This window comes from Microbacterium sp. LMI1x-1-1.1 (assembly GCF_040676205.1).
Classification (GTDB): domain Bacteria; phylum Actinomycetota; class Actinomycetes; order Actinomycetales; family Microbacteriaceae; genus Microbacterium; species Microbacterium aquilitoris.
Genome location: NZ_JBEGHM010000002.1, coordinates 839,680 through 866,678, shown reverse-complemented (window position 1 = coordinate 866,678; position 26,999 = coordinate 839,680). Strand labels below are relative to the sequence as shown.

The following is a 26,999-nucleotide window of genomic DNA, read 5'->3' as shown; positions in this document are numbered from 1 at the left end:
CCTGGGACGATGGCACAGAGTGACGCGCTTTTCCGTGGAGCGACGCCACTGGCCGTCAGGATGCGACCGGCATCCCTCGACGAGGTGGCCGGTCAGACGCATCTGCTGCGCCCCGGTTCGCCGCTCGTCGCCCTCGCAGATTCGGGGCGCGCGACCACCGGCGCGGTGTCCGTGATCCTGTGGGGGCCGCCGGGGACGGGGAAGACGACGCTGGCGCAAGCGATCGCGCGGACGTCGGGCCGTCGGTTCGTGGAGCTGTCCGCGGTGACTGCCGGCGTCAAGGACGTCCGCGAGGTCATGCAGGAGGCGATGACGCAGCGCGACCTCTACGGCGCCTCCACGATCCTCTTCCTCGATGAGATCCACCGCTTCACGAAGGCTCAGCAGGATGCGCTGCTCCCGGGTGTCGAGAACGGGTGGGTCATCCTCATCGCCGCGACCACCGAGAACCCTTCCTTCTCGGTCATCTCGCCGCTGCTGTCGCGGTCGCTTCTGCTCACCCTGCAGCCGCTCACCGATGAGGACCTCGGGATGCTGATCGACCGAGCCGTCAGCGACGCGAGGGGACTCGCGGGTGCGGTCAGCCTGTCGGACGAGGCGCGCGCCGCGTTGGTCCACCTCGCATCCGGTGACGCGCGGCGTGCGTTGACCTCGCTCGAGGCCGCGGCGTCCATGGCTGAACCCGCGGAGCCGACCGACGAATCGGATGACGGCGCCGAGGAGACCGCCCCGCCGGTCATCACGGCGGAGCACGTCGCGCAGGCCGTCGACCGCGCGCTGCTGCGGTACGACCGGCAGGGCGACGAGCACTACGACGTCATCAGTGCCTTCATCAAGTCGATCCGCGGATCCGACCCGGATGCCGCGATCCACTACCTCGCCCGGATGATCGAAGCCGGTGAGGATCCCCGGTTCATCGCGCGGCGCCTCGTCATCTCCGCCGCGGAGGACATCGGACTCGCCGACCCGCAGGCGCTCCAGATCGCGGTCGCCGCGGCTGACGCGGTTGCGTTCATCGGGATGCCGGAGGGACGCATCCCCCTGGCGGAAGCGACCGCCTACCTCGCGACCACGGCGAAATCGAACGCCGCGTACACCGCGATCAACGCGGCGATCGCGGACGTCCGTGCCGGCGGTTTCGGCCGGGTGCCGATCCACCTGAGGGACGCGCATTACGCCGGAGCGAAGCGCCTGGGTCACGGCAAGGGGTACGTGTACCCGCACGATCTCGATGTCGGCGTCGCGACGCAGCAGTACCTGCCCGACGAACTGCGTGGTCGCCGCTATTACGAGCCGACCGGTCGGGGTGTGGAGCGGGACATCTCCGCCCGACTCGAGAAGATCCGGAAGATCCTCGGTGACTGATCCTCGGTGGGTGCGCGAATCGGGTGAGGTCGTCTACGACGGCTTCACCCGGATCCGGCGCGACGTGTACCGGATGCCGGACGGCGCGCGCGCCGACTGGGACGTCCTCGACCAGGGCGACACGATCGCGGTCATCGCCTTCACCCCGCATGGCACGGTGGTTCTCTTCGATCAATTCCGGGTCGGCCCGCAGCGTGTCATCGCCGAGATCCCCGGGGGCGCCGTCGATCCGGGTGAGTCTCCGCGAGAGGCGGGCGTCCGGGAACTCCGCGAAGAGACCGGCTATCGGGCGGGCATCGTCGTGGAGGCGGGCTCCGAGTGGAGCGGCGCCAACTCGACGCGGCGTCAGCACGTCCTGATCGCCGCGGACTGCGTCCCGGAAGGCCCGCCGGAATGGGATGAGCTCGAGCACGGCACCGTGCGCGAGGTCCCGGATGCCGCCTTCTTCGCCCATCTGCTGTCCGGCGAGCTGAGTGATGCCGGCGTGGCGCTGCGCGGACTCACCGTCTTCGCGCGTGACGCGAACGTCGACGTGGGGCTGGAACCGCTGCAGCGGCGCGTCCGAGCGATGCTGAGCGGCGATGCACCTGCAGCAGGCGGGGCCGATGACCTCGGCCGGAGGATCGACGATGTGTGGGCGGCGGCCGACGAAGAGAAGCCCGACGAGCTCCGCGCCGCGATGAGCGGCGCGCTCGCGGGGACTCCCGGCAGCGACCCTCGAGCCCTGTTCGAGCGTGCGTCCGTCGAGGACTTCCTGGGGGAGGAGGCGGCGGCGATCCCGCTTTATCGCGCGGCGCTCGCTGCGGGGCTCGAGTCTCCCTACGAGACGCAGGCGAGGATCCAGCTGGCGAGTTCCCTGCGCAACGTGGGGGATGCCTCGGGCGCGATCGCCATTCTGAGGGACGTCCCGCCGACCGACCCGTTGGCGGGCGCCGCGGCCGGCTTCCGAGCGCTCGCCCTGTACGACGACGACAAAGCCGTCCGTGCGCTCCGCACCGCCCTCGCGGCTCTCGCTGACGGGATACCGCTCTACGGCCGGGCGCTCCGCGCCTACGCAGCCGAGGTCCGTTCCCGCCCTCGCATCCGCGTGATCTCGGTGGCGGTCGTCATGAGGGACGGGTTCATCCTGGGGGAGCTGTATCCGGCGACGACGGTCCGCCCGGCCTTCTTGCGGGCTCCGGGCGGCGGTGTGGAACCGGGGGAGACGGCCGAGGCGGCCGTCCGCCGAGAGCTCGCAGAGGAACTCGGGGCGACGGTGACGGAGTCGCGGCTCCTCGGGGTCATCGAGAACATCTTCGACAACGAGGGCCGGCCCGGACACGAGATCGCGTACCTCTTCGCGGTGAGTAGTCCCGAGCTCGATGCCCTGAGCGTCGACGAGCGGATCCAGGTTCTCGACGGTGAGACGTCGGTCGGCTGGTACCGGCTCGATGACCTCCACCCGGATGCGTTCCCCTTCTACCCGCCCGGTGCGCTCGATCTGGCTCACGGCCAGGGATGATCCCACCCGTCTGTTAGGCTTAATCGGCTCGAAACCGTGTTTTCGGGCATCCTCTTCTCTCTTTCCCACCTTTCGGCGTGCCCCGGCGTGCAGTCCGAGAGGGCGAGAGACGGCGATACGCCCGTGAGCCGTGAAAGACATGGCCACGTCATGGAAGGAAGATTTCGTGGCAACGAAGTCCCAGGACCGCCGCAAGGTGCGCCTCTCGCGCGCCCTCGGCGTCGCACTGACCCCCAAGGCCGCCCGCTACCTCGAGAAGCGTCCCTACGCTCCCGGTGAGCACGGCCGCACCAAGCGCAAGCAGGACAGCGACTACGCCGTCCGTCTTCGCGAGAAGCAGCGTCTGCGCGAGCAGTACGGCATCCGCGAGAAGCAGATGCGCAACACCTTCAACGAGGCCCGCCGCACGGAGGGTCTGACCGGTGAGAACCTCGTCGAGCTCCTCGAGATGCGTCTCGACTCGCTCGTGCTCCGTTCGGGCTTCGCCCGCACGACGGCGCAGGCGCGTCAGCTCGTCGTGCACCGTCACATCCTCGTCGACGGCCAGCTCGTCGACCGCCCGTCCTTCCGCGTGAAGCCGGGCCAGACGATCCACGTCAAGGGAAAGAGCGAGGCTCTCGAGCCGTTCCAGGTCGCAGCCGCCGGCGGTCACGCCGAAGTCCTGCCCCCGGTTCCCGGTTACCTGTCGGTCGAGCTCGACAAGCTCCAGGCCCGTCTCGAGCGTCGCCCCAAGCGCGCCGAGGTCCCGGTGACCTGTGAAGTCCAGCTCGTCGTCGAGTACTACGCCGCGCGCTAAGCGAGGTTCGACCGCTCAGCGGTTCGAAGGGGCGTCGGGTTCACCCGGCGCCCCTTCTGCTTTGCACCTAACATGGACCCCATGAAGAAAGTCCTCTGGTTCCTGATGGGCATCGTCGCCGGCTTCGTCGCCGCGCACCTGGTCAACAAGGACCCGCGAGGCCAGGAACTCCTCTCCGAGGTCGACCTCCGCATCTCCGAGTTCACCGACCGGATGGGCGAGGCCTACCGGACGCAGGAGGCGAAGATCGAGGGCATCGTCGCCGACGCGCAGGACGCCCTGTCGAAGGATGCCGCGTCCGCCCCGCAGGGCGACTGACCCACTTCCCCATCTCCCGGTCGCGGCCCCTGGGACGCGACCGATCCCGCATGCAGTTTGAGGACACACGATGAAGACCGCTGAGATCGCCCGGCGCTACCTGGACTACTTCGAGAAGCGCGGGCACACGATCGTGCCCTCGGCATCCCTCGTCAGCGACGACCCGGCGCTGCTGTTCACCGTCGCCGGCATGGTCCCCTTCATCCCGTATCTCTCGGGCGATGTTCCCGCGCCCTACAAGCGTGCGGCGGACAACCAGAAGTGCATCCGCACGAACGACATCGAAGAGGTCGGCAAGACCCCGCGTCACGGCACGTTCTTCCAGATGCTGGGCAACTGGTCGTTCGGCGACTACTTCAAGAAGGACGCGATCCGGTACGCCTGGGAGCTCCTCACCACGCCCGACGACGACGGGGGGCTCGGATTCGATCCGAAGGACCTCTGGGTCACCGTCTACGAGGAGGACGACGAGGCGATTCAGCTCTGGCTCGAGCACTCGAGCCTCCCCGAGGAGCGCATCCAGCGCCTGGGCAAGGACACCAACTACTGGACCACGGGGCTTCCCGGTCCCGCCGGCCCGTGCTCCGAGATCTTCTTCGACCGCGGTCCCGAGTACGGCGTCGACGGCGGACCCGCCACGGATGACGACCGCTACGTCGAGATCTGGAACCTCGTGTTCATGCAGTACGAGATCACGAACGTGCGCTCGAAGTACGAGTTCGACATCATCGGGGATCTGCCCGCGCAGAACATCGACACCGGTATGGGGCTCGAGCGCGTCGCGTTCATCAAGCAGGGTGTCGACAACATGTACGAGACGGACCAGGTCCGTCCCGTCCTCGACAAGGCCGTGGAGCTCTCGGGCAAGCGGTACGGCGAGAACCACGACGACGACGTTCGCTTCCGTGTGGTGGCGGACCACATCCGCTCGTCGCTCATGCTCCTGTCCGACGGCGTCACTCCGGCCAACGACGGCCGCGGCTACATCCTGCGCCGTCTCATGCGCCGCGCGATCCGCTCGATGCGTCTGCTGGGCGTCGAGGGACCGACGTTCGCGGAGCTCTTCGCCGTCTCCCGGGACGCCATGAAGGAGTCGTACCCCGTCGTCGAGACCGACTACGCCCGGCTGTCCCAGTACGCGCTGGCCGAGGAGGCGACGTTCCTGCGCACCCTCGCGAGCGGGTCGGAGATCCTCGACACCTCGATCGAGTCCGCGAAGTCCACGCAGTCGACCGCGCTGAGCGGCTCGCAGGCGTTTCTGCTGCACGACACGTACGGCTTCCCGATCGACCTCACGCTCGAGATCGCCGAGGAAGCCGGCCTCACGGTCGACCGCGCCGGATTCGACACCCTCATGAAGGAGCAGCGGGACCGCGCCAAGGCCGACGCCCGCTCGCGCAAGCGTCAGCTCGCCGACACGAGCGTCTACCGCGACTTCCGCGCGCTGGGTGAGACGGTCTTCACGGGATACACGGATCTCGAGACGGAGTCCCGGATCCTCGGCATCCTCGTCGACGGCGCCCCGGCCGATCGTGCCGCGCAGGGGCAGATCGCCGAGGTCATCACCGCCGAGACCGCCCTCTACGCGGAGTCCGGCGGCCAGGTCGCTGACAAGGGCGTCATCGTCGGTCCGGGCTACGAACTCGAGGTCCTCGACGTGCAGAAGCCCGTCCCCGGTCTCATCAGCCACACGGTCGAGGTGACCACGGGCGAGGTCGCCGTCGGTCACGCCGCGACGACGGTGGTGGATGCCGCGAACCGCCGTGCGGCGGCGCAGGCCCACTCCGCCACCCACCTCGTTCACGCCGCTCTGCGCGACACCCTCGGTAAGAGCGCCACCCAGGCGGGCTCCCTCAACCGCGCCGGATATCTGCGGTTCGACTTCTCGTGGGGTCAGGCGCTCTCGCCCGAGACCCGGAGCGAGATCGAGGAGATCGCCAACAACGCCGTCCGCGACGACCTCGAGGTCACGACCCGGGTCATGTCGCTCGACGAGGCGAAGGCCGCGGGCGCCATGGCGCTGTTCGGCGAGAAGTACGGCGACACCGTGCGGATGGTCGACATCGGCGGCCCCTGGTCGCGCGAGCTGTGCGCCGGCACTCATGTGTCCTCGAGCGCCCAGGTAGGGCTCATCAACCTCGTGGGGGAGTCGTCGGTCGGCGCCTCCAACCGCCGCGTCGAGGCCCTCGTGGGTCAGGATGCGTTCCGCGAGCTCGCGGCCGAGCGGGCGATCGTGTCCCAGCTCACCTCGGGACTGAAGATCCCGCGTGACCAGCTGCCCGCCCGCATCGCGGAGCTCCAGGCGAGCCTCAAGGCGGCAGAGAAGAAGATCGCCCAGTTCGAGGCGAAGGCCCTCGGCGAGCGGGTCCCGACTCTTGCGGCATCCGCCGTCTCCGCCGGTTCCTACCGTGTGGTGGCGCAGTCGATCGGCTCGGTCGCCTCCGCAGACGACCTGCGGACGCTCGCGCTGCAGGTGCGCGAGCGTCTCGGTTCCGACGCCGGTGTCGTCGCCCTCGCGGGTGAGGCCGGTGGGCGTCCGATCGTCATCGTCGCCACGAACGAGGCCGCGCGTGCCGCGGGTGCCAAGGCCGGCCTGCTCGCGAAGACCGCTGCCGGTGTGCTCGGCGGCGGCGGCGGCGGCCGTGACGATGTGGCTCAGGGAGGCGGAACGGATGCGTCCGCTCTGCCGACCGCGCTGAGCGGCATCGTCGCGGCACTGGAGGGTGCGACCGCGTGAGCGGTTTCCGTCGCGGGGTCCGACTCGGGATCGACGTCGGGCGAGCCCGCGTCGGGGTCGCCCGGTGCGATCCGGACGGGATGCTCGCCGTCCCCGTCGAGACCGTGCCCCGGGCCGAGACCTCGGTCGCGCGCATCGTCGAGATCGCGCGCGAGTACGACCCGCTCGAGATCCTTGTCGGTCTCCCGATCAGCCTCGGCGGGTCAGAGACCGCATCGACGACGGATGCGCGCGAGTTCGCCACCGAGCTCTCCGCCGCCGTCGATGCGCCCATCCGACTGGTCGACGAGCGGCTGAGCACCGTTTCGGCGAACGCCGTGCTCCGTCAGAACGGGCGTTCGCAGAAGTCGTCTCGTAGGATTGTCGACCAGATCGCCGCGGTCGTCCTCCTCCAGCAGGCGATCGACGTCGAGAAGAGCACCGGTAACCCGGCCGGTGCGGCGCTGTAGGAGACGCAGGAGTCCACCGATGTCCGAGACCCCCTCGCGCGACGACCGCCCCGAGACCTTCCCGGCAGATCCTTCCGCTCCGACGGACGGGGCGATCCCGTCGTCGCGTCGGGCTGCCCGGAGGGCGCAGAGCCAGGAGCCGACGGGGTCGGCGACGGACGCCGGAGCCGTGCCCGGTGGGCAGCGGGAAGAGGCAGCATCCGTTGCTGCTCCACGTCCTCGTCCGGCCGAGCGGGCGACCGCCTCGTCGACCGCCCCGATCGATGCGCTCTTCGAGGACGAGGGACTGAAGGCCCCGTCCGCCGCACCGCACCGGCAGGACCGTGACCGGCGCAAGAGCCGGGTCGCCGCGTGGGGCGTCTTCGTCATCATCATCGCCATCATCGGCGGACTGGTCGGCGGCGGGTTCGCCGTGTTCAACACCTACGAGGATCAGATCCGGAAGGTCCTCGGATGGGAGGAGCCGAAGGATTACGAGGCCGGTCTCGCCGAAGGCGAGGCGAGCGTCACGGTCCTCTCGGGCCAGACGGGTGCCGACATCTCCCGCGCGCTCTTCGATGCGGGGGTCACGAAGACCTCCGATGCGTTCTACTCGTATCTGATCGACAACGGAGAGGATCCGAACGTCCTCAAACCGGGCGTGTACTCCCTGCAGAAGAAGATGACCTCGCAAGCGGCGTTCGAGGCTCTGCTCGATCCCGCGAACAAGCAGGAGTACACCGCCCAGCTGCGCGAGGGCCTGACGGTCGCGCAGTCGGTCCCGCGCATCGCCGAAGGCGTCGGACTGCCCGTCGCCGATGTCGAGGCGGCCGTCAAGGACCCCGCTGCTTACGGGGTGAAGGCGCCGAGTCTCGAAGGATGGCTGTTCCCGGCGACGTACACCTTCAACCCCGGCGTGACCGCGAAAGAGGTCGTTCAGACGATGGTCGACCGGACCATCGCAGCCCTCGACGACGCCGGCGTGCCCGCCGATCAGCGGGAGAAGATCCTCACGATCGCGTCGATCATCGAGAAGGAAGGCCGCTACGAGGACGACTTCTACAAGGTTTCCCGCGTGATCCAGAACCGGTTGGATCCGGCGATCAGCGACACCAACGGTCTCCTGCAGATGGACTCGACCGCCCAGTACCCGTTCGCCGACCGCGAGGGCGGGACGAGTTCGCGCGCCGAGGAGCTCGCGGACGACAACGGGTGGAACACGTACAAGAAGAAGGGTCTGCCGGTCACCCCCATCGCGAACCCGGGAGAGCTCGCCATGAAGGCGGCTCTGAACCCGGCCGAGGGACCGTGGCAGTACTTCGTCACGGTCAACCTCGACACGGGGGAGACCGTCTTCTCGGCGACCTTCGCCGAGCATGAGAAAGCCGTCGCCCAGTACCAGAAGTGGTGCCGCGACAACCCCGACGGAGGCTGCTCCTGATGACGGCCACCGCCCCGGAGGCCACCGCTCTGGAAGTCTGGGGCGATCCGATCGGGCACAGCCTGTCGCCGGCCATGCACACGGCCGCGTACGCGTTGCTCGGCTGGGAGTGGACCTACGGCCGACGACGCGTCGACGAGGCGTCGTTCGCGGGCGAGCTCGCCGCCCTCGGCGCCGACCACCGCGGACTCTCGCTGACGATGCCGCTGAAGCGCGCGGCGTTCGACGTCGCGTCCGAGCGCGACGTGCGCGCCACCCTCGTCGGTGCGGCGAACACGCTGGTGCGGACGCCCGCGGGGTGGCGGGCGTTCAACACGGATGCCGGGGGCATCGTCGCCGCGCTCCGTGAACAGGGTGTCGAGGCCGTCGACCGCGCACGCATCGTCGGCGCGGGGGCGACGGCATCCGCTGCGCTCGTGGCGCTGTCCGAGCTCGGCGTCCGCGACGTCGAGGTCGCCGCACGTCGCCCCGAGGCGGTCCAGGGACTCGTCGACCTGGGGGAGCGGCTCGGTGTCCGCGTCGTCGCCGCACCGCTCGCGGGCGAACGGACCGACGCCGTCGATGCGACGATCGCGACGCTGCCGGGCGGGGTATCGGTGGATGCCGGGGCCGCGGACGCCCTGGCGGCGGCGGGCGGCGTCCTCATGGACGTCGTCTACGGTCACTGGCCGACCGACCTGTCCCGGGCGTGGGACCGCGCCGGGCGGCCCGCGTCGGGGGGAGAGGGGATGCTGTTGCACCAGGCGGTCCTGCAGATCCGGGCATTCGCCACGGGGGGCGTCGACGAACCGCTCCCGCGCGAGCCCGACGTGGTGGCGGTCATGCGCCGCGCGCTCGTGGGAGACTAGGGCAATGCTCCGCGTGCTCACCGCCGGCGAATCCCACGGCCCCGAACTTGTCGCCATCATGGAGGGCCTGCCCTCCGGCGTCCCTGTCTCGCTCGACGCGATCCGCGCCGACCTCGCTCGACGCAAGCTCGGCTACGGCCGCGGCTCGCGGATGAAGTTCGAGGAGGACGAGCTGAACCTCTCGGGCGGCGTCCGACACGGCCTCTCGCTCGGCAGTCCGATCGCCCTGCGTATCGGCAACACCGAGTGGCCTAAGTGGGTCGAGGTCATGAGCCCCGAGCCGACCGAGCTGAGTGAACGCTCCCGTGGCCGCGGCGCCGCGCTCACCCGGCCCCGCCCCGGTCACGCCGACCTCGTGGGCATGCAGAAGTACGACTTCGATGAGGCCCGTCCGATCCTCGAGCGCGCCAGCGCCCGGGAGACGGCCGCTCGTGTCGCGCTCGGCGCGATCGCCCGCAGCTTTCTGTCCGAGCTCGGCATCCGCCTCGTGAGCCACACCCTGTCGATCGGTCCCGTGCAGGTGCCCGAGGGGGCGGAGCTCCCCGGTCCCGACGACGTCGACGCGCTCGACGCCGATCCGCTCCGCTGCTTCGACCCGGCGACCTCCGAGCGCATGGTCGCCGAAGTGGATGCCGCGAAGAAAGACGGCGACACCCTCGGCGGCATCGTCGAGGTGCTCGCCTACGGTCTTCCCCCGGGGCTCGGATCGCACGTGCACTGGGACCGCCGTCTCGACGGCAAGCTCGCCCAGGCCCTCATGAGCGTCCAGGCGATCAAGGGCGTCGAGGTCGGCGACGGGTTCGAGACGACGCGTCGCCGCGGGTCCGCCGCGCACGATGAACTCTTCGCAACGGAAGGCGGCATCACGCGCGCCTCCGACCGCGCCGGCGGGACCGAGGGCGGCATGTCGACCGGCACGGTGCTCCGCGTCCGGGCCGGCATGAAGCCGATCGCGACGATCCCGCACGCGCTGCGCACGGTCGACGTGGCCACCGGCGAGACCGCTGCGGCCCACCACCAGCGTTCGGACGTCTGCGCGGTACCGGCTTCGGGCGTCGTCGCCGAGGCGATGGTCGCGATCGTGCTCGCCGATGCCGTGCTCGAGAAGTTCGGCGGTGACAGCATCCGTGAGACGCGTCGCAACCTCGAGACCTACCTCGCGGCGATCCCCGAGACGCTCAAGACGACCCCTGCGTCCGAGGCGGCACTCCTCGCGCATGACCTCGCCTGAGCCGTCGTCGATCGTCCTGATCGGTCCGATGGGGGCCGGTAAGACGAGTGTCGGCAAGCGGGTCGCCAAGCGGCTCGGCCGGACCTTCCACGACACCGATGCGATGGTCGTGAGAGCGCATGGACCGATCGCGGAGCTCTTCGCGACGCAGGGCGAGCCCCGCTTCCGCGAACTCGAGCGCGATGCGGTCGAGGAGGCGCTGTCGCGCGGCGGCGTCGTGTCGCTCGGTGGCGGAGCGGTCCTCGACGAGACAACACGCGAGCGGCTTCGCGCCCATCGCGTCGCGCTCCTCACCGTCGCTCCTCGCGTCGTCGCGCGTCGATTGGGCGAAGCGGCATCCCGCCCCCTGCTCTCGGCGGGCGACGAGACGCCGATCCAGCGCTGGGAGCGCATCTACGCCGAGCGCCGACCACTGTACGAATCCGTCGCCGACGCGACGTTCGACACCTCATCCGGGCCACTCGAGAACATCGTGACCGCCATCGCGGACTGGGCCGAGCCCGCCGCCGACATTCCGGGAGTCACCCCATGACCCACACGACCATCAGCGTCACCGGCGCGACTCCCTACGACATCCACGTCGGGCGGGGACTCCTCGCCGGAGTCCGCGATCACCTCGCCCCGACGGTGAAGAAGGTGCTGATCGTCCACACCCCGCGCCTGGGGGCGAAGGCCTCAGAGCTCCGAGACCTCCTCGTCGCCGACGACGCGCTCGAGGTGCTGATCGCAGAGATCCCCGACGCCGAGGACGGCAAGCGCATCGAGGTCGCGGCCTTCTGCTGGCAGGTCATGGGCCAGGCCGACTTCACTCGCACCGACGCGGTCATCGGCTTCGGCGGCGGCGCTGTGACGGACCTCGCCGGGTTCGTCGCGGCATCCTGGCTGCGCGGCGTGCAGATCGTGCAGATCCCGACGACGGTCCTCGGGATGGTGGATGCCGCCGTCGGCGGCAAGACCGGCGTCAACACGGCCGAGGGGAAGAACCTCGTCGGCGCGTTCTGGGCGCCGCGGTCGGTGATCTGCGACCTCGACGTGCTGGACACGTTGCCGCGCAACGAGATCGTCGCCGGATTCGCCGAGGTCGTGAAGGCCGGCTTCATCTGGTTCCCCGAGATCCTCGACATCGTCGAGCGCGACCCCGAGGCCGCCGTCGACCCCTCGACCGACGAGTTCCGCCGCTGCATCGAGCTCGCGATCGAGATGAAGGCGCGTGTCGTGAGCGAGGACTTCCGCGAGGCGGGGCTCCGTGAGGTCCTGAACTACGGGCACACCCTGGGGCACGCCATCGAACACGCCGAGCGGTACCGCTGGCGTCACGGCGCCGCCATCTCGATCGGCATGATGTACGTCGCCGAACTGTCGCGACTGGCGGGGCGTCTCTCCGACGAGGACGTCGCCCGGCACCGTCGCATCTTCGACATGCTCGGCCTCCCGACGACCTACCGCATGGACGGCTGGCAGCACCTTCTGGGCGTCATGCAGCGCGACAAGAAGTCGCGCGCCGGCATGCTCCGCTTCATCGTCCTCGACGCGATCGGCAAGCCGACCGTCATGCAGGCCCCCGACGAGTCGCTGCTGTTCGCCGCGTACCAGGAGATCGCCGGGTGACGGATGCCGCGGTCCGCCGCATCCGCCTGCAGGAGTGGCGCGAGGTCCGCGACCTCCGCATCCGCGCAGTGAGCGACCCGGCGGCATCCATCGCCTTCCTGACCACGCGCGAGCAGGAGTCGGCCCGCGACGACGCGCACTGGCAGGCACGGACCGCGGAAGCAGCCCTGGGACAGAACGCGGCGCAGTTCGTCGCGATCTCAGGGGAGAGGTGGATCGGCTCCGTGACGGTCCTCGTGCGGGATGCCGGCGCGACGGACGCGCTCGGACGCGGCGTCGCCGCCCCACGGGCCGAACTCGTCGGGGTTTTCGTCGACCCGGGCCATCGCGGTCGCGGCGTCCTCGACGCCCTGGTGGCGGAGGCATCCGTCTGGGCCGAGACCGCCGGCGCTGACGGGCTCACCCTCGACGTCCACATCGACAACGCCCGCGCGCAGGCGGCCTACCGCCGGCTCGGTTTCACGGCGACCGGGCTCGCCCTCGACACAGAGGTTGGGCGCGAGATCCAGATGCACCGCCCCTCCCACTAGGGTCGTCACGTGTCGACCTCCCGCCGCCTGCTCCTCGTCAACGGACCGAACCTGAACCTGCTCGGCATCCGGGAACCCGACGTCTACGGGCATGCGACCCTCGACGACGTCGTCGCCCTCGTCGAGCGGACGGCCGCGGAGTCCGGCTACGAGGTGCGGGCGGTGCAGAGCAACCACGAGGGCGTCCTCATCGACGCGATCCACGCGGCCCGCACGGACTGCGCGGGGATCGTCATCAACCCGGGCGGGCTGACACACACCTCCGTCGTGCTGCGCGACGCCCTCTCGGGGGTGGCGCTGCCCGTCGCCGAGGTCCACATCTCCGACGTTTCGGCGCGCGAGCCCTTCCGGCACCACTCCTACGTCGCCGACGTCGCCGTCGTCCACGTGGCCGGCCGAGGGGTCGCCGGGTACGCCGACGCGACCCGCGAACTGCTGTCGACCCTCGCGAGCTGACCGCTTTCCGGGGCGGATGCCGCGGCATCCCGTAGAATCGATCGTCGGCCGCATCGGCCCCGAACTCACCGAACGGAAAATCGCACTCTCATGGCATCCACTGCAGACATCAAGAACGGCGTCGTCCTGTCCATCGACGGACAGCTCTGGAACGTCGTCGAGTTCCAGCACGTGAAGCCCGGCAAGGGTGGCGCCTTCGTCCGCACGAAGCTCAAGAACGTCGTCTCCGGCAAGACCGTCGACCGCACGTACAACGCGGGCGCCAAGATCGAGATCGAGAACGTCGACCGCCGCGATTTCACCTACCTGTACAACGACGGCGACAGCTACGTCTTCATGGACGTCGCCGACTACGACCAGCTGAGCGTGACGGCCACCGTCGTCGGCGACGCCGCCAACTACCTGCTCGAGAACCAGCAGGTCCAGATCGCGCTCAACAACGGCAACCCGCTCTACGTCGAGATGCCGGCCTCCGTCGTCCTCGAGATCACCTACACCGAGCCGGGCTTGCAGGGCGACCGCTCGTCGGCCGGCACGAAGCCCGCCACGCTCGAGACCGGCTACGAGATCCAGGTCCCGCTGTTCGTCGAGCAGGGCACCAAGGTCAAGGTCGACACGCGTACCGGGGACTACCTCGGCCGCGTGAGCTGACCGCGCGATGAGCGCACGGAGCAAGGCGCGAAAGCGCGCCCTCGACATCCTGTACCAGGCCGACATCCGCGGTGACGACCTCGGTGTCACGCTCGCCGCAGAGGCGAAGCGCGCGGCGAACGAACCCGCCCGCGAAGCCTCCTGGCTCTACGCCCGCGAGATCGTCGACGGCGTCATCGACGCTCAGAGCGAGATCGACGAGCAGATCATCACGCACGCGCGCGACTGGAAGCTCGAGCGGATGCCGGCGGTCGACCGCGCGATCCTGCGAATGGGCGTCTGGGAGATCCTGCACAACGACCAGGTCCCGACCGCCGTCGCGATCGATGAGGCGGTGGAGCTCGCCAAGGAATTCTCCACCGACGACTCCGGCTCGTTCGTCCACGGCGTCCTCGCGCGCATCGCGCGCTCCTGAGCCGGGGCGTGGGCTGCGCTCACGCGGAGATCTGCGCTCCCGAGGACGATCGCGTGCGATGCCGTCCGCTGGAACGCAGATCTCCGCTGAACCGCTGATCCTCATGAGAGGTGCAGCCCCTGCGCCAGGGCGCGCAGGATGCGGTCTTGGACCTCCGGCCACCGATGCATCACGTCGGCGTAGCCGACCCGGATGACCGTGTAGCCGTGCAGGGTCAGCAACGCGTCATGGGTGTTGTCGGCGTCGCGCTGGGCGCCGACATGATGACCCCCATCGATCTGCAACACGAGCCTCTCGCCGATGAGGAAGTCGACACGGTGGCCGAGCAGGTGGACCTGCGGGTGGACGGCGGCAGGAATCCATCGGAGTCGCACGAAGACGAACGTCTCGAGTCCGGAGTCGAGATGTGCACACGCGTCTGCGAGCACGCGCCGCGCCGCCGGGCGGAGGTCGAACCTCCGCATGACCTCGCCGGATGCCAGGCCCTGCCGGAACGCGGAGTCCCAGACGGCGAGCGCCTGCTCGAACGGGCGGCACTCGGCCACGATCGCCAGGACGTTCTCGACGGGGTCCTCGAGGGACCCCGGGATGCGTGCGATCAGGGGGGTGCTCCAGTGCACCCGCGCGTGAGGGGCTGAGACCGAACCGGATGCCGCCGGCGCACCCACGTGCGCCCGGCTGCCGTCGTCGTTTACGCTCCAGAGACCGAGGCGTCGCGCCTGCGTTACGCACGTGAGGACGACGCCCGCGCGCGCCGCGCTCCGCAGGAGCGGATCCGCCTCGGGCACGGCGACCCATCCGCGACGCGGCCGTTCGAGTCCTGCGGCACCGATGCGATGGCGCGAGTAGCCGGCATCCCTCAGATCTGCAGTCCGCACCACTCCGCCGTGACGCCGCACCCACTCCCGCACGTCCATGCGTTTAGCGTGGCTTGCCCCCAGGCCGGCACCACGACCGCGGGCGCCCCTGTGGGCGGGTGGCCATCCGCTCGGGCTGTGGAGACGTCTCGCGCCGGCGCTCGAGCGGAGATACCGGTTCCCGCGGACGGTCGGCCCGCGATCCGTCCCCGGGAAGGCGGATGTCCGCGGGAAGGACGGCCGGACAGGGCGAGCGGATGCCGCGGCTCACCGCCCGGCCCCGCTAGAGTGGTCTCGAACAAGCAACCTTTAACACCGTCCTGTGAGGCGGAGAAGGGAGCGGCGGATGACTTCGCGCATCGTCTTGCACGACGCTGACATCGCCCGCGCACTCACGCGCATCTCTCACGAGATCCTCGAGTCGAACAAGGGCCCCGACGGGCTCGTGCTCCTCGGGATCCCCACCCGCGGCGTCACCCTCGCCGAACGCATCGCCGAGCTCATCGCCTCGTTCACGGGCGTGACCGTCCCGGTCGGCTCGCTCGACGTCACGATGTACCGCGACGACCTGCACCGCAATCCCACGCGGACGCCGCGCCCGACCGAGATCCCGCCCGGCGGCATCGACGCGAAGACCGTGGTCCTCGTCGACGACGTCCTGTTCTCGGGCCGCTCCATCCGCGCCGCCCTGGACGCGCTGCAGGACATCGGACGGCCCGCCGTGGTGCGTCTCGCGATCCTCGTCGACCGGGGTCACCGCGAACTGCCCATCCGCCCGGACTTCGTCGGCAAGAACCTGCCGAGCTCACGGGAGGAGCGCGTCAACGTGCGGCTGACCGACGTCGACGGTGCCGAAGAGGTGACGATCGCCTCATGAGACACCTCCTCGACACCCGCACCCTTGCGCGCGAGGACGCGCTCCGCATCCTCGACGTCGCCGAGGACATGCGCGACACGCAGTCCCGCGAGGTGAAGAAGCTGCCGACGCTGCGCGGTAAGACCGTCGTCAACCTCTTCTTCGAGGACTCGACGCGCACGCGCATCTCCTTCGAAGCGGCCGCGAAGCGGCTCTCGGCCGACGTCATCAACTTCTCTGCCAAGGGGTCCTCGGTCTCCAAGGGCGAGTCCCTCCAGGACACGGCGCAGACCCTGCAGGCGATGGGCGCCGACGCCGTCGTGATCCGCCACGGCGCGTCGGGCGCTCCGCACACGCTCGCGACGAGCGGTTGGATCTCCGCCGGGGTCCTGAACGCCGGAGACGGCACGCACGAGCACCCCACGCAAGCGCTGCTCGACGCCTTCACCATCCGCAAGCGTTTCTTCGGCGACGACAGCAGGGGCCGCGACCTCGCGGGGTTCCACGTCGCGATCGTCGGCGACATCCTGCACTCGCGCGTCGCACGGTCGAACGTCTGGCTGCTCACGACGCTCGGCGCGCGGGTCACCCTCGTCGCACCTCCGACGCTGGTCCCGCAGGACGTCTCGGCCTGGCCTGTGACGATCTCCTACGACCTCGACCAGGCGATCGCCTCGGCGCCGGACGCCGTCATGATGCTCCGCATCCAGCTGGAGCGGATGAACGCCGCCTATTTCCCCACTGAACGGGAGTATTCACGCCGTTGGGGATTGGATGCCGCGCGGATGGGATCTCTTCCGACCGCTAGCATTGTGATGCACCCCGGGCCCATGAACCGGGGTCTGGAGATCTCCGCCGACGCCGCCGATTCGCCACGATCGACTGTGCTCGAGCAGGTCGCGAACGGTGTCTCGGTCCGCATGGCGGCGCTCTACCTGCTCCTGGCGGGGGAGCGACCCACCACCCATCCACAGGAGGAGGCCCGATGAGCGAGAGCATCCTCATCCGCGGGGCGCGGATCGATGGCGGCGTCGCCGCGGACATCCTGATCACGGACGGCGTCATCGCCGAGCTCGGCACGGGTGTCAGCGCGAACGGCGCACGGACGGTGGACGCGGACGGCCTGATCGCGCTGCCCGGCCTGGTCGACCTGCACACCCACCTGCGCGAGCCCGGCTACGAGGCATCCGAGACGATCCTGTCGGGGTCGCGAGCGGCCGCCGCCGGCGGCTACACGACGGTGTTCGCCATGCCGAACACCTCACCGGTCGCCGACACCGCCGGCGTCGTCGAGCAGGAGCTCGCCCTGGGCGAGGCCGCCGGCTACGCCCACGTCCAGCCGATCGGCGCCGTGACCGTCGGGCAGAAGGGCGAGCGACTCGCCGAGCTCGGTGCGATGGCCTCGTCGCGAGCACGGGTCCGCGTCTTCAGCGACGACGGCTTCTGCGTCTTCGACCCGCTCATCATGCGCCGGGCGCTGGAGTACGTGAAGTCCTTCGACGGCGTCGTCGCGCAGCACGCGCAGGATCCCCGCCTGACCGAGGGTGCCCAGATGAACGAGGGCACTGTGTCGGCCGAGCTCGGCCTCACGGGATGGCCGGCCGTCGCCGAGGAGTCGATCATCGCGCGTGATGTCCTCCTGGCCGAACATGTCGGATCGCGCCTGCACGTCTGCCACCTCTCAACCGCCGGCTCCGTCGACCTCATTCGGTGGGCGAAGAAGCGCGGCATCAACGTCACCGCCGAGGTCACGCCCCACCACCTGCTGCTGACCGAAGACCTCGTGCGCGGCTACGATCCGCGGTTCAAGGTGAACCCGCCGCTGCGGCGGGACGAGGACGTGCGCGCGGTCCGCGAGGGACTCGCCGACGGCACGATCGACATCGTCGCGACCGACCACGCCCCGCACCCCGCCGAGGCGAAGACCTGCGAATGGCAGGCGGCTGCCAACGGGATGGTCGGACTCGAGTCCGCCCTCCGCGTCGTGCACGCCGCGATGGTCGACACCGGCCTGCTCGAGTGGTCCGACGTCGTCCGCGTCATGTCCGCAGCCCCCGCCCGCATCGGCCGGCTCGCGGATGCCGGGACCCCGATCGCGGTCGGATCCCCGGCATCCCTCGCCCTCTACGACCCGGCGCCGGTCCGCGCGTTCAGCACGGACGACCTGCGGGGAGGCAGCGTGAACTCGCCCTACCTCGGGCGGGAACTGCCGGGCGAGGTCCGGGCGACGTTCTTCCGCGGCCGGCAGACCGTCGCCGATGGCGCGGTCGTCGCCGAGGTCGTCTCGTGACCCGCGAGGCCGCCGTCCTCGTCATGGCGGCGGTCGCCGTCCTGCTGATCGTGGTCGGACTGATCGCCTGGCGACGACGATCGAGGCGGGACGCGGGCCTGTCCGCCCCGGTCGGTGACGCCCCGGACGGCGCCGTCACGAGCCTCCGTTCGGAGGGCCTGTACGTCGCCACGACCCGTCACGGCGATCCGCTGGAGCGGCTCGCGATCCGCGGGCTCGCCTTCCGATCCCGCGTCGACGTCACCGTCACCGACACCGGCGTGGCGCTCGATCTGACCGGCCAGCCGCGGATCTTCCTCGCCGCGGACGCCCTCGTCGCGGTCGACCAGGCGACGGTCGCCATCGACCGCGTGGTCGAGCGCGACGGCCTCGTCCGTCTCGCGTGGACCACCCCCGAGGGCACGGTCGTCGACAGCTACCTCCGCCCGCAGGATCTCTCGGCACGATCGCTCAGCGACGCGATCAGCCGGGTCCTCCCCGCCACCTCTTCTCCCACCTCTCCCCAGCAGATTCCCGGAAGCGACGCATGAGCATTCAGAGATTCCAAGCTCCCGAACCCGCCGTCCTCGTCCTCGAGGACGGTTCCCGACACCCCGGACACGCCTACGGTGCCCGCGGCACCACCCTCGGCGAAGTCGTCTTCGCGACGGCGATGACCGGGTACCAGGAGACGATCACCGACCCGTCGTACGCGGGTCAGATCGTCCTGCAGACCGCACCCCACATCGGCAACACCGGCATGAACGGCGAGGACCACGAGTCCCGCCGCATCTGGGTCGCCGGCTACATCGTCCGCGACCCCTCGCGCATCGTGTCGAACTGGCGCGCCGACCACTCGCTCGAGGACGCCCTGGTCCGCGACGGCATCGTCGGCATCAGCGGCGTCGACACGCGTGCCGTGACCCGCGTGCTCCGCTCGGCCGGGTCCATGCGCGGCGGCGTCTTCTCGGGGGATGCCGCATCCCTGACCGATGACGAGCAGCTGCGCATCGTGCGCGAGGCTCCCGAGATGAGCGGACAGAACCTGTCCGCCGACGTCTCGGTGCCCGCCGCCGAGGTGACTCCCGCGGTGGGGGAGAAGATCGGCAACCTCGCGATCCTCGACCTCGGCGTCAAGCAGGCCACCGTGAACAACCTCGCCGCCCGCGGGTTCGAGGTCCACGTCCTGCCGCAGACGATCTCGTTCGCCGACATCCAGGCGGTCGACCCCGTCGCGGTCTTCTACTCGAACGGACCGGGGGACCCCGCGGCATCCGATCGTCACGTCGCGCTCCTGCGCGAGGTCCTCGACGCCCGCCTGCCGTTCTTCGGGATCTGTTTCGGCAACCAGCTGTTCGGTCGGGCCCTCGGGTTCGGTACCTACAAGCTGCCGTTCGGACACCGCGGCATCAACCAGCCGGTCCTCGACAAGACCACGGGCCGGGTCGAGATCACCGCGCACAATCACGGGTTCGCCGTCGACGCGCCCCTCGAGGGCGTCATCGACAGCCCCCACGGCTACGGCCGCGTCCAGGTCAGCCACGTGGGCCTCAACGACAACGTGGTCGAGGGGCTCCGCGCCCTCGACCTCCCGGCGTTCAGCGTGCAGTACCACCCCGAGGCCGCCGCCGGCCCGCACGACGCCAACTACCTGTTCGACCGCTTCCGCGACCTCGTGGTCGCCACCCAGGAGACGAAGAATGCCTAAGCGCGACGACATCCAGAGCGTCCTCGTCATCGGATCCGGCCCGATCGTCATCGGTCAGGCCTGCGAGTTCGACTATTCCGGCACTCAGGCGTGCCGGGTCCTCCGCGAGGAGGGCGTGCGCGTCATCCTCGTGAACTCGAACCCCGCCACGATCATGACCGACCCCGACTTCGCCGACGCGACCTACGTCGAGCCGATCACCCCCGAGGTGATCGAGACGATCATCGCGAAGGAGAAGCCCGACGCGATCCTCCCGACCCTCGGCGGCCAGACCGCGCTGAACGCCGCCATGGCGCTTCACGACCGCGGCATCCTCGACAAGTACGGCGTCGAGCTGATCGGCGCGAAGGTCGAGGCCATCCGCAAGGGCGAGGACCGCCAGGTCTTCAAGGAGCTGGTGCTCGAGTGCGGCGCCGACGTCGCCCGCAGTGTCATCGCGCACACGATGGACGACCTCCTCGCCGGCGCGGCGGAGCTCGGCTACCCGCTCGTCGTCCGCCCCTCGTTCACGATGGGCGGCCTCGGATCCGGTTTCGCGTACGACGAGAACGATCTCCGCCGCATCGGCGGAGCGGGTCTGCGCGACTCTCCCACGACCGAGGTGCTGCTCGAGGAGTCGATCCTCGGGTGGAAGGAGTACGAGCTCGAGCTCATGCGCGACACGGCCGACAACACGGTCGTCGTCTGCTCCATCGAGAACGTCGACCCCGTCGGCGTGCACACGGGCGATTCGATCACGGTCGCGCCGGCGCTGACCCTGACGGACCGCGAGTACCAGAAGCTCCGTGACATCGGCATCGACATCATCCGCGCCGTCGGCGTCGACACCGGTGGCTGCAACATCCAGTTCGCCGTCGACCCGGCGACCGGCCGCATCATCGTCATCGAGATGAACCCGCGCGTCTCGCGCTCGTCGGCCCTCGCCTCGAAGGCGACCGGTTTCCCGATTGCGAAGCTCGCCGCGAAGCTCGCCATCGGGTACCGGCTCGACGAGGTGCCCAACGACATCACGAAGGCGACGCCGGCGAGCTTCGAGCCGACACTCGACTACGTCGTGGTGAAGGTGCCCCGCTTCAACTTCGAGAAGTTCCCCGCCGCCGACACGACGCTCACGACCACCATGAAGTCGGTCGGTGAGGCCATGGCGATCGGCCGCAATTACACGACCGCCCTCCAGAAGGCGCTCCGCTCGCTCGAGAAGCGCGGCTCCAGCTTCCATTGGGGGCCCGAGGAGCGCTCGATGGAGGAGCTCCTCGAGATCTCGAAGACGCCCACCGACGGCCGCATCGTCGTGTTGCAGCAGGCGCTCCGCAAGGGCGCCACGCTCGAGCAGGCGTTCGACGCCACCGCGATCGACCCCTGGTTCCTCGACCAGATGATCCTCATCAACGAGGTCGCCGAGTACATCCGCGAGGCGGACGATCTGACCGAGGACGTCCTGCGCCTCGCGAAGGACCACGGCTTCAGCGACGCGCAGATCGCGGAGCTCCGCGGCCTCGGCGAGGCGGACGTGCGCGGCATCCGTCACGGCTTCGGCCTCCGCCCCGTCTACAAGACGGTCGACACGTGCGCGGGGGAGTTCCCCGCGCTGACGCCGTACCACTACTCCTCGTACGACCGCGAGACCGAGGTCACCCCCAGTGAAGGACGCAAGGTCGTCATCATCGGGTCGGGTCCCAACCGCATCGGGCAGGGCGTCGAGTTCGACTACTCGTGCGTCCACGCGTCGTTCGCGCTGTCGGATGCCGGTTTCGAGACCATCATGGTCAACTGCAATCCGGAGACGGTCTCGACCGACTACGACACCAGCGACCGGCTGTACTTCGAGCCGCTGACACTGGAGGACGTCCTCGAGGTGCTCCACGCGGAGGCGCAGTCCGGCGAGATCGTCGGCGTCGTCTGCCAGCTCGGCGGTCAAACGCCGCTCGGACTCGCGAAGGGGATCGAGGCCGCCGGCTACACGATCCTCGGCACGAAGCCCGCCGCGATCGACATCGCCGAGGAGCGCGAGCTCTTCTCGCAGCTGCTCGACCGCGCGGGCCTCACCGCCCCGCGCCACGGCACCGCGACCGACGAGGCGGGCGCCATCGCGATCGCGGAAGAGATCGGCTACCCCGTGCTCGTGCGTCCGAGCTTCGTTCTCGGCGGCCGCGGCATGGAGATCGTCTACGACACCGAGAGCCTGCGCGACTACTTCGTACGCATCGCCGACCAGGCGATCATCCGCGACGACGCCCCGCTTCTCGTCGACCGCTTCCTCGACGACGCGGTGGAGATCGACGTCGACGCGCTCTTCGACGGCGAGCAGCTCTACATCGGCGGCGTCATGGAGCACCTCGAAGAGGCCGGCATCCACTCCGGCGACTCGTCGTGCACCCTGCCGCCGATGTCGCTCGGGCGCGGTGAGATCGATCGCGTCCGCATCGCGACGCTCGCCATCGCCGAGGGCGTCGGCGTCCGCGGGCTCCTGAACGTCCAGTTCGCGGTGTCGGCGGGCGTGCTGTACGTCATCGAGGCCAACCCCCGGGCGTCGCGCACCGTGCCGTTCGTGTCGAAGGCTCTCGGCATCCCGATGGCCAAGGCGGCGAGCCGCATCATGGCCGGATCGTCGATCGCAGAGTTGATCGCGGAAGGGCTCCTTCCCGAGCAGGATGGCTCGCGAGTGCCGCTCGACGCGCCCGTCGCCGTCAAGGAGGCCGTGCTGCCGTTCAAGCGGTTCCGGACCGCAGACGGTCGCACCGTCGACTCGGTCCTCGGACCCGAGATGCGCTCCACCGGTGAGGTCATGGGCATCGACCGCGACTTCCCGACGGCGTTCGCGAAGAGCCAGGCCGCAGCCTACGGCGGGATGCCGACCTCGGGAACCGTCTTCCTCTCGGTCGCCGACGACGACAAGCGCGCCGTCATCCTGCCGGCGCACCGGCTGCAGGAGCTCGGCTACACCCTCATCGCGACGGAGGGCACGGCGGAGATCCTGGCTCGCAACGGCATCACGGTGAAGGTGGTCTCCAAGTACTCCGAGACGCAGGCCTCGGGCGAGCAGAACGTCGTCGATCTGATCAACGCGGGTGAGATCGACATCGTCGTGAACACCCCGTCGGGCGGCATCGCCCGTGCGGACGGGTACGAGATCCGCGCCGCCGCGGTGGCCGCGGACAAGGCGCTGTTCACCACGATGGCCGTCCTCGGCGCCGCCGTCTCGGCGATGCCGGTCCTCCGCGAGGGCTTCGCCGTCCGGAGCCTGCAGGAGTACGCCGCCGACCGGAAGGCGTCGGTGTGACCTCATTCGGTTCGCGGCTGGCCGCGGCGGTCGACGCCCGCGGTCCGCTGTGCGTCGGCATCGACCCCCACGCGTCGCTCCTCGACGCGTGGGGGCTCCCGGCATCCGCTGCGGGTGTCCGCGACTTCGGCCTGCGCGTGGTGGATGCCGCGCGCACCCGCGTCGGCGTGGTCAAGCCGCAGGTGGCGTTCTTCGAGCGCTACGGGGCCGCCGGGTACGCCGCGCTCGAGGAGGTCATCGGGACGGCCCGCGCGGCGGGCCTCGTCGTGATCGCCGACGCCAAGCGCGGCGACATCGGGACGACCATGGACGGCTACGCCGAGGCGTGGCTCTCAGCGGGATCGCCCCTGGAGTCCGATGCCGTGACCGTGAGCCCCTACCTCGGACCGGACTCGCTCCGCGGCACCATCGCGACCGCCGTCCGCGAGGGCAAGGGCGTCTACGTCCTCGCCGCGACGAGCAACCCCGAGGCCGCCGGCCTGCAGTCCGCCGAGCTCACGACCGTCGACGCCGAGCGCGGTCAGACGGTCGCGGACTGGGTGGCGCAACGCGCCGGTTCGGCGAATTCGTCCGCTGTGGTCGCAGGCGACCGTTTCGGCCCGGTCGGCTTCGTCGTCGGGGCTACAGTGGAGCGCGCCGATCTGGGACTGACGGATGCCTCGTTGCACCGCGCGTCCCTCCTCGCCCCCGGTTTCGGAGCGCAGGGTGCCCGCCTTCGCGACATCTCCGAGCGCTTCGGGTCCCTGGCCCCCCAGGTCCTCGCCAGCGCCAGCCGCAGCATCCTCGGCGCCGGTCCCGACGGGATCGCCGCCGCCATCGACACCCACAATTCCGAACTCCAGGACGCCCGACATGCCTGACTCCCGCACACCCCCCGAGGTCGACCGCGCCGCCGCGTCCCGTCGCGCCGTCGCCGCGCGCCGTGAACGTGCCGCGCTCAAGCGCGACGTGTCGACGCGCGTCATCAGCCCGCAGGACCTGCTGCGCCACGCGTGGGCGGAGCCGCAGTCGGCCGCCGCGGCGATGCGCGTGACCGAGTTCCTCACCGCGATCCCCGCGATCGGCGAGGGCAAGCGCGACCGCATCCTGGCCGATCTGCAGATCGCTCCGGTCAAGAAGATCGGGGGCCTCGGCATCCGTCAGCGCCAGGTGCTGCAGGACTACCTCGACCGTCGCCTCCCCGAGCCGCGCGCCCGTGACGCACGCAGCCGTCTGATCGTCCTCGCCGGCCCCACCGCAGTGGGGAAGGGGACGGTCGCCGCCCACATCAAGGAGCACCACCCCGAGATCCTGCTGTCGGTCTCGGCGACCACGCGACCGCCGCGACCGGGCGAGGTCGAAGGCGAGCACTACTTCTTCGTCGACGACGCCGAGTTCGACCGGATGGTCGAGGCGGGCGACCTCCTCGAGTACGCGACGGTGCACAACGCCTACCGCTACGGCACGCCGCGTCGCCCGATCGACGCCGCCCTCGCCGAGGGACGGACGGTCCTCCTCGAGATCGATCTCCAGGGCGCCCGCCAGGTGCGCGCCGCCGCTCCTGACGCGACGCTGGTCTTCCTTCTCCCGCCCAGCTGGGACGAGCTGGTGAACCGGCTCGTCGGGCGGGGGACCGAGGGCGAGGAGGAGCGTGCGCGCCGTCTGAAGACCGCGCGCGTCGAGCTCGCCTCGCAGGGCGAGTTCGACTACCGCGTCGTGAACGACGACGTCGCGCGTGCCGCGGCGGAGATCGCCCGACTCGCACGCTGACCCCGGGGGACGGCTCCCGCCACTGCTTCGTTTCACACCGTTACGACGCGATGCGGTCGATCCGGCACCTTCCGGAAGGCTGGGGGGCATGTCCGCTGTCCTCACCGCCTCCGACGCCGTCCGACGCGCTGCCGCCCCGCGCGGCGCCGTGTCGCTGTCGGGTGTCCGCCGGACGTTCGCGGGCGCGGCGGGACCGGTGCCCGTCCTCCGCGGCGTCGATCTCGACATCGAGCCCGGTGAGATCATCGCGGTCGTGGGGCCCTCGGGATGCGGGAAGTCGACGCTGCTCCGGCTCCTCGCGGGGCTCGACGCCCCGTCCGCCGGGTCGGTGACCGTCGACGGCACGCCGCTCCGCGACACCGACGCGCGCACTGCCGTCGCCTTCCAGGAGCCGCGCCTGCTGCCGTGGCGCACCCTCACGCAGAACGTCGAGATCGGGATGCCGCGCGGCACCGCGCGCCCCGATGTGTCGGCGCGCGTCGCGGAGCTGCTCGAGCTCGTCGGGCTCACCGGTGCCGCGTCACTCCGGCCGCGTGAGGTGTCGGGCGGCATGGCGCAGCGGGCGTCGCTCGCGCGCGCCCTCGCCCGCGGTCCCGAGGTGCTGTTGCTCGACGAGCCGTTCGGAGCACTCGACGCGCTCACGCGGCTCCGCATGCAGGACCTGCTCCTCGACATCCATTCCGCCGAACCCACGACTGTCGTCCTCGTGACGCACGACGTGGAGGAGGCCCTGTACCTGGCAGATCGCGTGCTCCAGCTGCGCGCGATCGATGCCGATTCTGAGGATTCCTCGATCGCGCGTGTGATCGAGGTCCCCGGCATCCGTCCCCGTGACCGCGCAGATCGCGGCTTCACGGACCTCCGCGCCGAGCTCCTCGACGGACTCGGCGTCGACACCCACCGCTCAACCCCTCAGGAGACCCGATGAGCACCGTCATCCGCCGCACCGTTCCCGCCCTCGCCGTGGGTGCTGTGGTGATGCTCATGGCCACGGGCTGCCTCGCGGGTGAGAACGCGAGTTCGTCCTCCGATGGCGCGAGCGCCGGATCGTGGTCGACCGACACCCTCTCGATCGACTTCGCGACTTACAACCCGCTCAGCCTCGTCGTGAAGGACCAGGGGCTCATCGAGAAGGCTCTCGGCGACGACGTCGACGTCGAGTGGACCCAGTCCGCCGGGTCGAACAAGGCGAACGAACTCCTCCGCGCCGGCGCCCTCGACGTCGGTTCGACGGCCGGTTCGGCCGCGCTCCTCGCTCGGGCGAACGGTTCGCCGATCAGGGTCATCGATGTGTACTCGCAGCCTGAGTGGTCGGCCATCGTCGTCGGCCCCGACAGCGACATCACGTCGGTCGCCGATCTCAAGGGCAAGAAGGTCGCCGCGACGAGCGGAACCGACCCGTACTTCTTCCTCCTGCAGGCGCTCGAGACCGAGGGACTGAGCGTCAAGGACGTCGACGTGCAGAACCTGCAGCACGCGGACGGGCGCGCCGCCCTCGACGGCGGCTCCGTCGACGCGTGGGCGGGCCTCGACCCGATCATGGCGGCCGCAGAGGTCGAGTCCGGCGACAAGCTCATCTATCGGAACGTCGACTTCAACTCCTACGGCTTCCTCAACGCGACCGAGGATTTCCTCACCGACCACAAGGACGTCGCGCAGGTCGTCGTGGACGCCTACGAAGAGGCGCGCACCTGGGCGCTGGCGCACCCCGACGAGACCGCGTCGCTGCTCGCGAAGGTGGCCGGGATCGACCCGAAGGTCGCGACGACCGTCATCGGCGAGCGCTCGAACCTCGACGTCAGCGGCGTCCCCGGTGAGGCTCAGCTCGCCGTCCTGAAGAAGATCGCGCCCGTCCTCGTCGACTCCGACGCCGTGACCGGCGGGCAGGATGCCGTCGACAAGGCACTTGACACGATCATCGAGCCGTCCTTCGCCGAGAAGGCGGCGGGCTGACG

The 26,999-nt window shown here is 70.0% G+C and carries 26 protein-coding genes; 25 read left to right on the top strand and 1 reads right to left on the bottom strand.

Annotated features, from left to right (window positions below; translation table 11 throughout):
• Positions 1-9 precede the first annotated feature (9 nt).
• The 15 genes from MRBLMI1x_RS11925 (at position 10) to nusB (ending at position 14,325) form a co-directional block, all read left to right on the top strand.
• Entirely contained in the window at positions 10-1,365 is a 1,356-nt protein-coding gene (locus MRBLMI1x_RS11925) for a replication-associated recombination protein A (RefSeq protein WP_081626443.1), read from the top strand.
• Positions 1,358-2,866 (top strand): tetratricopeptide repeat protein, encoded by a 1,509-nt coding sequence (locus MRBLMI1x_RS11920; protein WP_256335390.1) that lies wholly within the window; start codon positions 1,358-1,360, stop codon positions 2,864-2,866. Before MRBLMI1x_RS11925 ends, MRBLMI1x_RS11920 begins: the two co-directional genes overlap by 8 nt.
• Before the next feature lie 139 nt (positions 2,867-3,005).
• Complete coding sequence (rpsD, locus tag MRBLMI1x_RS11915; protein ID WP_414685610.1) at positions 3,006-3,662, top strand: 30S ribosomal protein S4; 657 nt, start codon at positions 3,006-3,008, stop codon at positions 3,660-3,662.
• 81 nt (positions 3,663-3,743) lie between these two features.
• The gene (locus tag MRBLMI1x_RS11910) at positions 3,744-3,980 is read left to right on the top strand and encodes a hypothetical protein (RefSeq protein ID WP_018186732.1); all 237 of its coding nucleotides are present in this window, start codon (positions 3,744-3,746) and stop codon (positions 3,978-3,980) included.
• 70 nt (positions 3,981-4,050) lie between these two features.
• The gene (gene alaS / locus MRBLMI1x_RS11905; protein ID WP_116229121.1) at positions 4,051-6,717 is read left to right on the top strand and encodes an alanine--tRNA ligase; all 2,667 of its coding nucleotides are present in this window, start codon (positions 4,051-4,053) and stop codon (positions 6,715-6,717) included.
• Entirely contained in the window at positions 6,714-7,166 is a 453-nt protein-coding gene (ruvX, locus tag MRBLMI1x_RS11900; protein WP_018186734.1) for a Holliday junction resolvase RuvX, read from the top strand. Before alaS ends, ruvX begins: the two co-directional genes overlap by 4 nt.
• Positions 7,167-7,185: 19 nt before the next feature.
• On the top strand, positions 7,186-8,586 hold the full coding sequence (gene mltG, locus MRBLMI1x_RS11895; RefSeq protein WP_363458961.1) for an endolytic transglycosylase MltG: 1,401 nt from the start codon (positions 7,186-7,188) through the stop codon (positions 8,584-8,586).
• The gene (locus tag MRBLMI1x_RS11890) at positions 8,586-9,434 is read left to right on the top strand and encodes a shikimate dehydrogenase (protein ID WP_363458959.1); all 849 of its coding nucleotides are present in this window, start codon (positions 8,586-8,588) and stop codon (positions 9,432-9,434) included. Before mltG ends, MRBLMI1x_RS11890 begins: the two co-directional genes overlap by 1 nt.
• Positions 9,435-9,438: 4 nt before the next feature.
• Positions 9,439-10,665, top strand: a complete 1,227-nt coding sequence (aroC, locus tag MRBLMI1x_RS11885) for a chorismate synthase (RefSeq protein ID WP_363458957.1) — start codon at positions 9,439-9,441, stop codon at positions 10,663-10,665.
• Positions 10,652-11,197, top strand: a complete 546-nt coding sequence (locus MRBLMI1x_RS11880; protein WP_311870292.1) for a shikimate kinase — start codon at positions 10,652-10,654, stop codon at positions 11,195-11,197. The genes aroC and MRBLMI1x_RS11880 overlap by 14 nt, the downstream gene beginning before the upstream one ends.
• Positions 11,194-12,273, top strand: a complete 1,080-nt coding sequence (gene aroB, locus MRBLMI1x_RS11875) for a 3-dehydroquinate synthase (RefSeq protein ID WP_018186739.1) — start codon at positions 11,194-11,196, stop codon at positions 12,271-12,273. Before MRBLMI1x_RS11880 ends, aroB begins: the two co-directional genes overlap by 4 nt.
• Positions 12,270-12,803, top strand: coding sequence for a GNAT family N-acetyltransferase (locus tag MRBLMI1x_RS11870; protein ID WP_363458954.1), 534 nt, complete (start codon positions 12,270-12,272; stop codon positions 12,801-12,803). The genes aroB and MRBLMI1x_RS11870 overlap by 4 nt, the downstream gene beginning before the upstream one ends.
• Positions 12,804-12,812: 9 nt before the next feature.
• Positions 12,813-13,259 carry a type II 3-dehydroquinate dehydratase gene (aroQ, locus tag MRBLMI1x_RS11865; RefSeq protein ID WP_018186741.1) on the top strand — a complete coding sequence of 149 codons (447 nt, stop codon included), beginning with the start codon at positions 12,813-12,815 and terminating at the stop codon, positions 13,257-13,259.
• 90 nt (positions 13,260-13,349) lie between these two features.
• Positions 13,350-13,910, top strand: a complete 561-nt coding sequence (gene efp, locus MRBLMI1x_RS11860; protein ID WP_018186742.1) for an elongation factor P — start codon at positions 13,350-13,352, stop codon at positions 13,908-13,910.
• Between the two features lie 7 nt (positions 13,911-13,917).
• Entirely contained in the window at positions 13,918-14,325 is a 408-nt protein-coding gene (gene nusB / locus MRBLMI1x_RS11855; RefSeq protein WP_018186743.1) for a transcription antitermination factor NusB, read from the top strand.
• A gap of 101 nt (positions 14,326-14,426) precedes the next feature.
• On the opposite strand, the gene MRBLMI1x_RS11850 is transcribed toward nusB, so the two are convergent.
• Entirely contained in the window at positions 14,427-15,242 is an 816-nt protein-coding gene (locus tag MRBLMI1x_RS11850) for a type IV toxin-antitoxin system AbiEi family antitoxin domain-containing protein (protein WP_363458951.1), read from the bottom strand.
• A 286-nt stretch (positions 15,243-15,528) separates the two neighbouring features.
• Here MRBLMI1x_RS11850 and pyrR point away from each other — a divergent pair, with 286 nt between their 5' ends.
• The 10 genes from pyrR (at position 15,529) to MRBLMI1x_RS11800 (ending at position 26,997) form a co-directional block, all read left to right on the top strand.
• Positions 15,529-16,059, top strand: coding sequence for a bifunctional pyr operon transcriptional regulator/uracil phosphoribosyltransferase PyrR (pyrR, locus tag MRBLMI1x_RS11845; protein WP_311856719.1), 531 nt, complete (start codon positions 15,529-15,531; stop codon positions 16,057-16,059).
• Positions 16,056-17,027 (top strand): aspartate carbamoyltransferase catalytic subunit, encoded by a 972-nt coding sequence (locus tag MRBLMI1x_RS11840; RefSeq protein WP_018186745.1) that lies wholly within the window; start codon positions 16,056-16,058, stop codon positions 17,025-17,027. The genes pyrR and MRBLMI1x_RS11840 overlap by 4 nt, the downstream gene beginning before the upstream one ends.
• Complete coding sequence (locus tag MRBLMI1x_RS11835; protein WP_018186746.1) at positions 17,024-18,328, top strand: dihydroorotase; 1,305 nt, start codon at positions 17,024-17,026, stop codon at positions 18,326-18,328. Before MRBLMI1x_RS11840 ends, MRBLMI1x_RS11835 begins: the two co-directional genes overlap by 4 nt.
• On the top strand, positions 18,325-18,858 hold the full coding sequence (locus MRBLMI1x_RS11830) for a hypothetical protein (protein ID WP_018186747.1): 534 nt from the start codon (positions 18,325-18,327) through the stop codon (positions 18,856-18,858). Before MRBLMI1x_RS11835 ends, MRBLMI1x_RS11830 begins: the two co-directional genes overlap by 4 nt.
• A complete protein-coding gene (gene carA / locus MRBLMI1x_RS11825; protein WP_363458947.1) occupies positions 18,855-20,015 on the top strand; it encodes a glutamine-hydrolyzing carbamoyl-phosphate synthase small subunit in 1,161 nt (386 codons plus the stop codon). Before MRBLMI1x_RS11830 ends, carA begins: the two co-directional genes overlap by 4 nt.
• Complete coding sequence (gene carB / locus MRBLMI1x_RS11820) at positions 20,008-23,295, top strand: carbamoyl-phosphate synthase large subunit (RefSeq protein ID WP_363458945.1); 3,288 nt, start codon at positions 20,008-20,010, stop codon at positions 23,293-23,295. The genes carA and carB overlap by 8 nt, the downstream gene beginning before the upstream one ends.
• On the top strand, positions 23,292-24,155 hold the full coding sequence (pyrF, locus tag MRBLMI1x_RS11815; protein WP_018186750.1) for an orotidine-5'-phosphate decarboxylase: 864 nt from the start codon (positions 23,292-23,294) through the stop codon (positions 24,153-24,155). Before carB ends, pyrF begins: the two co-directional genes overlap by 4 nt.
• Positions 24,148-25,044: a guanylate kinase gene (gmk, locus tag MRBLMI1x_RS11810; protein ID WP_018186751.1), complete on the top strand. Its 897-nt coding sequence runs from the start codon at positions 24,148-24,150 to the stop codon at positions 25,042-25,044. Before pyrF ends, gmk begins: the two co-directional genes overlap by 8 nt.
• A gap of 88 nt (positions 25,045-25,132) precedes the next feature.
• On the top strand, positions 25,133-25,972 hold the full coding sequence (locus tag MRBLMI1x_RS11805) for an ABC transporter ATP-binding protein (protein ID WP_018186752.1): 840 nt from the start codon (positions 25,133-25,135) through the stop codon (positions 25,970-25,972).
• Positions 25,969-26,997, top strand: coding sequence for an aliphatic sulfonate ABC transporter substrate-binding protein (locus MRBLMI1x_RS11800; RefSeq protein ID WP_363458942.1), 1,029 nt, complete (start codon positions 25,969-25,971; stop codon positions 26,995-26,997). Before MRBLMI1x_RS11805 ends, MRBLMI1x_RS11800 begins: the two co-directional genes overlap by 4 nt.
• The last annotated feature ends 2 nt before the right edge of the window (positions 26,998-26,999 follow it).

What these genes read in the sequence shown, in the direction of transcription:
- carB (WP_363458945.1), top strand. Translation starts at nt 20,008, where the DNA reads ATGCCTAAGCGCGACGACATCCAGAGCGTCCTCGTCATCGGATCCGGC.
- gmk (WP_018186751.1), top strand. Translation starts at nt 24,148, where the DNA reads ATGCCTGACTCCCGCACACCCCCCGAGGTCGACCGCGCCGCCGCGTCC.
- MRBLMI1x_RS11835 (WP_018186746.1), top strand. Translation starts at nt 17,024, where the DNA reads ATGAGCGAGAGCATCCTCATCCGCGGGGCGCGGATCGATGGCGGCGTC.
- pyrR (WP_311856719.1), top strand. Translation starts at nt 15,529, where the DNA reads ATGACTTCGCGCATCGTCTTGCACGACGCTGACATCGCCCGCGCACTC.
- MRBLMI1x_RS11805 (WP_018186752.1), top strand. Translation starts at nt 25,133, where the DNA reads ATGTCCGCTGTCCTCACCGCCTCCGACGCCGTCCGACGCGCTGCCGCC.
- aroB (WP_018186739.1), top strand. Translation starts at nt 11,194, where the DNA reads ATGACCCACACGACCATCAGCGTCACCGGCGCGACTCCCTACGACATC.
- alaS (WP_116229121.1), top strand. Translation starts at nt 4,051, where the DNA reads ATGAAGACCGCTGAGATCGCCCGGCGCTACCTGGACTACTTCGAGAAG.
- MRBLMI1x_RS11925 (WP_081626443.1), top strand. Translation starts at nt 10, where the DNA reads ATGGCACAGAGTGACGCGCTTTTCCGTGGAGCGACGCCACTGGCCGTC.
- nusB (WP_018186743.1), top strand. Translation starts at nt 13,918, where the DNA reads ATGAGCGCACGGAGCAAGGCGCGAAAGCGCGCCCTCGACATCCTGTAC.
- aroC (WP_363458957.1), top strand. Translation starts at nt 9,439, where the DNA reads ATGCTCCGCGTGCTCACCGCCGGCGAATCCCACGGCCCCGAACTTGTC.
- MRBLMI1x_RS11880 (WP_311870292.1), top strand. Translation starts at nt 10,652, where the DNA reads ATGACCTCGCCTGAGCCGTCGTCGATCGTCCTGATCGGTCCGATGGGG.
- rpsD (WP_414685610.1), top strand. Translation starts at nt 3,006, where the DNA reads ATGGCCACGTCATGGAAGGAAGATTTCGTGGCAACGAAGTCCCAGGAC.
- mltG (WP_363458961.1), top strand. Translation starts at nt 7,186, where the DNA reads ATGTCCGAGACCCCCTCGCGCGACGACCGCCCCGAGACCTTCCCGGCA.
- MRBLMI1x_RS11890 (WP_363458959.1), top strand. Translation starts at nt 8,586, where the DNA reads ATGACGGCCACCGCCCCGGAGGCCACCGCTCTGGAAGTCTGGGGCGAT.
- MRBLMI1x_RS11800 (WP_363458942.1), top strand. Translation starts at nt 25,969, where the DNA reads ATGAGCACCGTCATCCGCCGCACCGTTCCCGCCCTCGCCGTGGGTGCT.
- carA (WP_363458947.1), top strand. Translation starts at nt 18,855, where the DNA reads ATGAGCATTCAGAGATTCCAAGCTCCCGAACCCGCCGTCCTCGTCCTC.
- efp (WP_018186742.1), top strand. Translation starts at nt 13,350, where the DNA reads ATGGCATCCACTGCAGACATCAAGAACGGCGTCGTCCTGTCCATCGAC.
- MRBLMI1x_RS11910 (WP_018186732.1), top strand. Translation starts at nt 3,744, where the DNA reads ATGAAGAAAGTCCTCTGGTTCCTGATGGGCATCGTCGCCGGCTTCGTC.
- MRBLMI1x_RS11850 (WP_363458951.1), bottom strand. Translation starts at nt 15,242, where the DNA reads ATGGACGTGCGGGAGTGGGTGCGGCGTCACGGCGGAGTGGTGCGGACT.
- MRBLMI1x_RS11840 (WP_018186745.1), top strand. Translation starts at nt 16,056, where the DNA reads ATGAGACACCTCCTCGACACCCGCACCCTTGCGCGCGAGGACGCGCTC.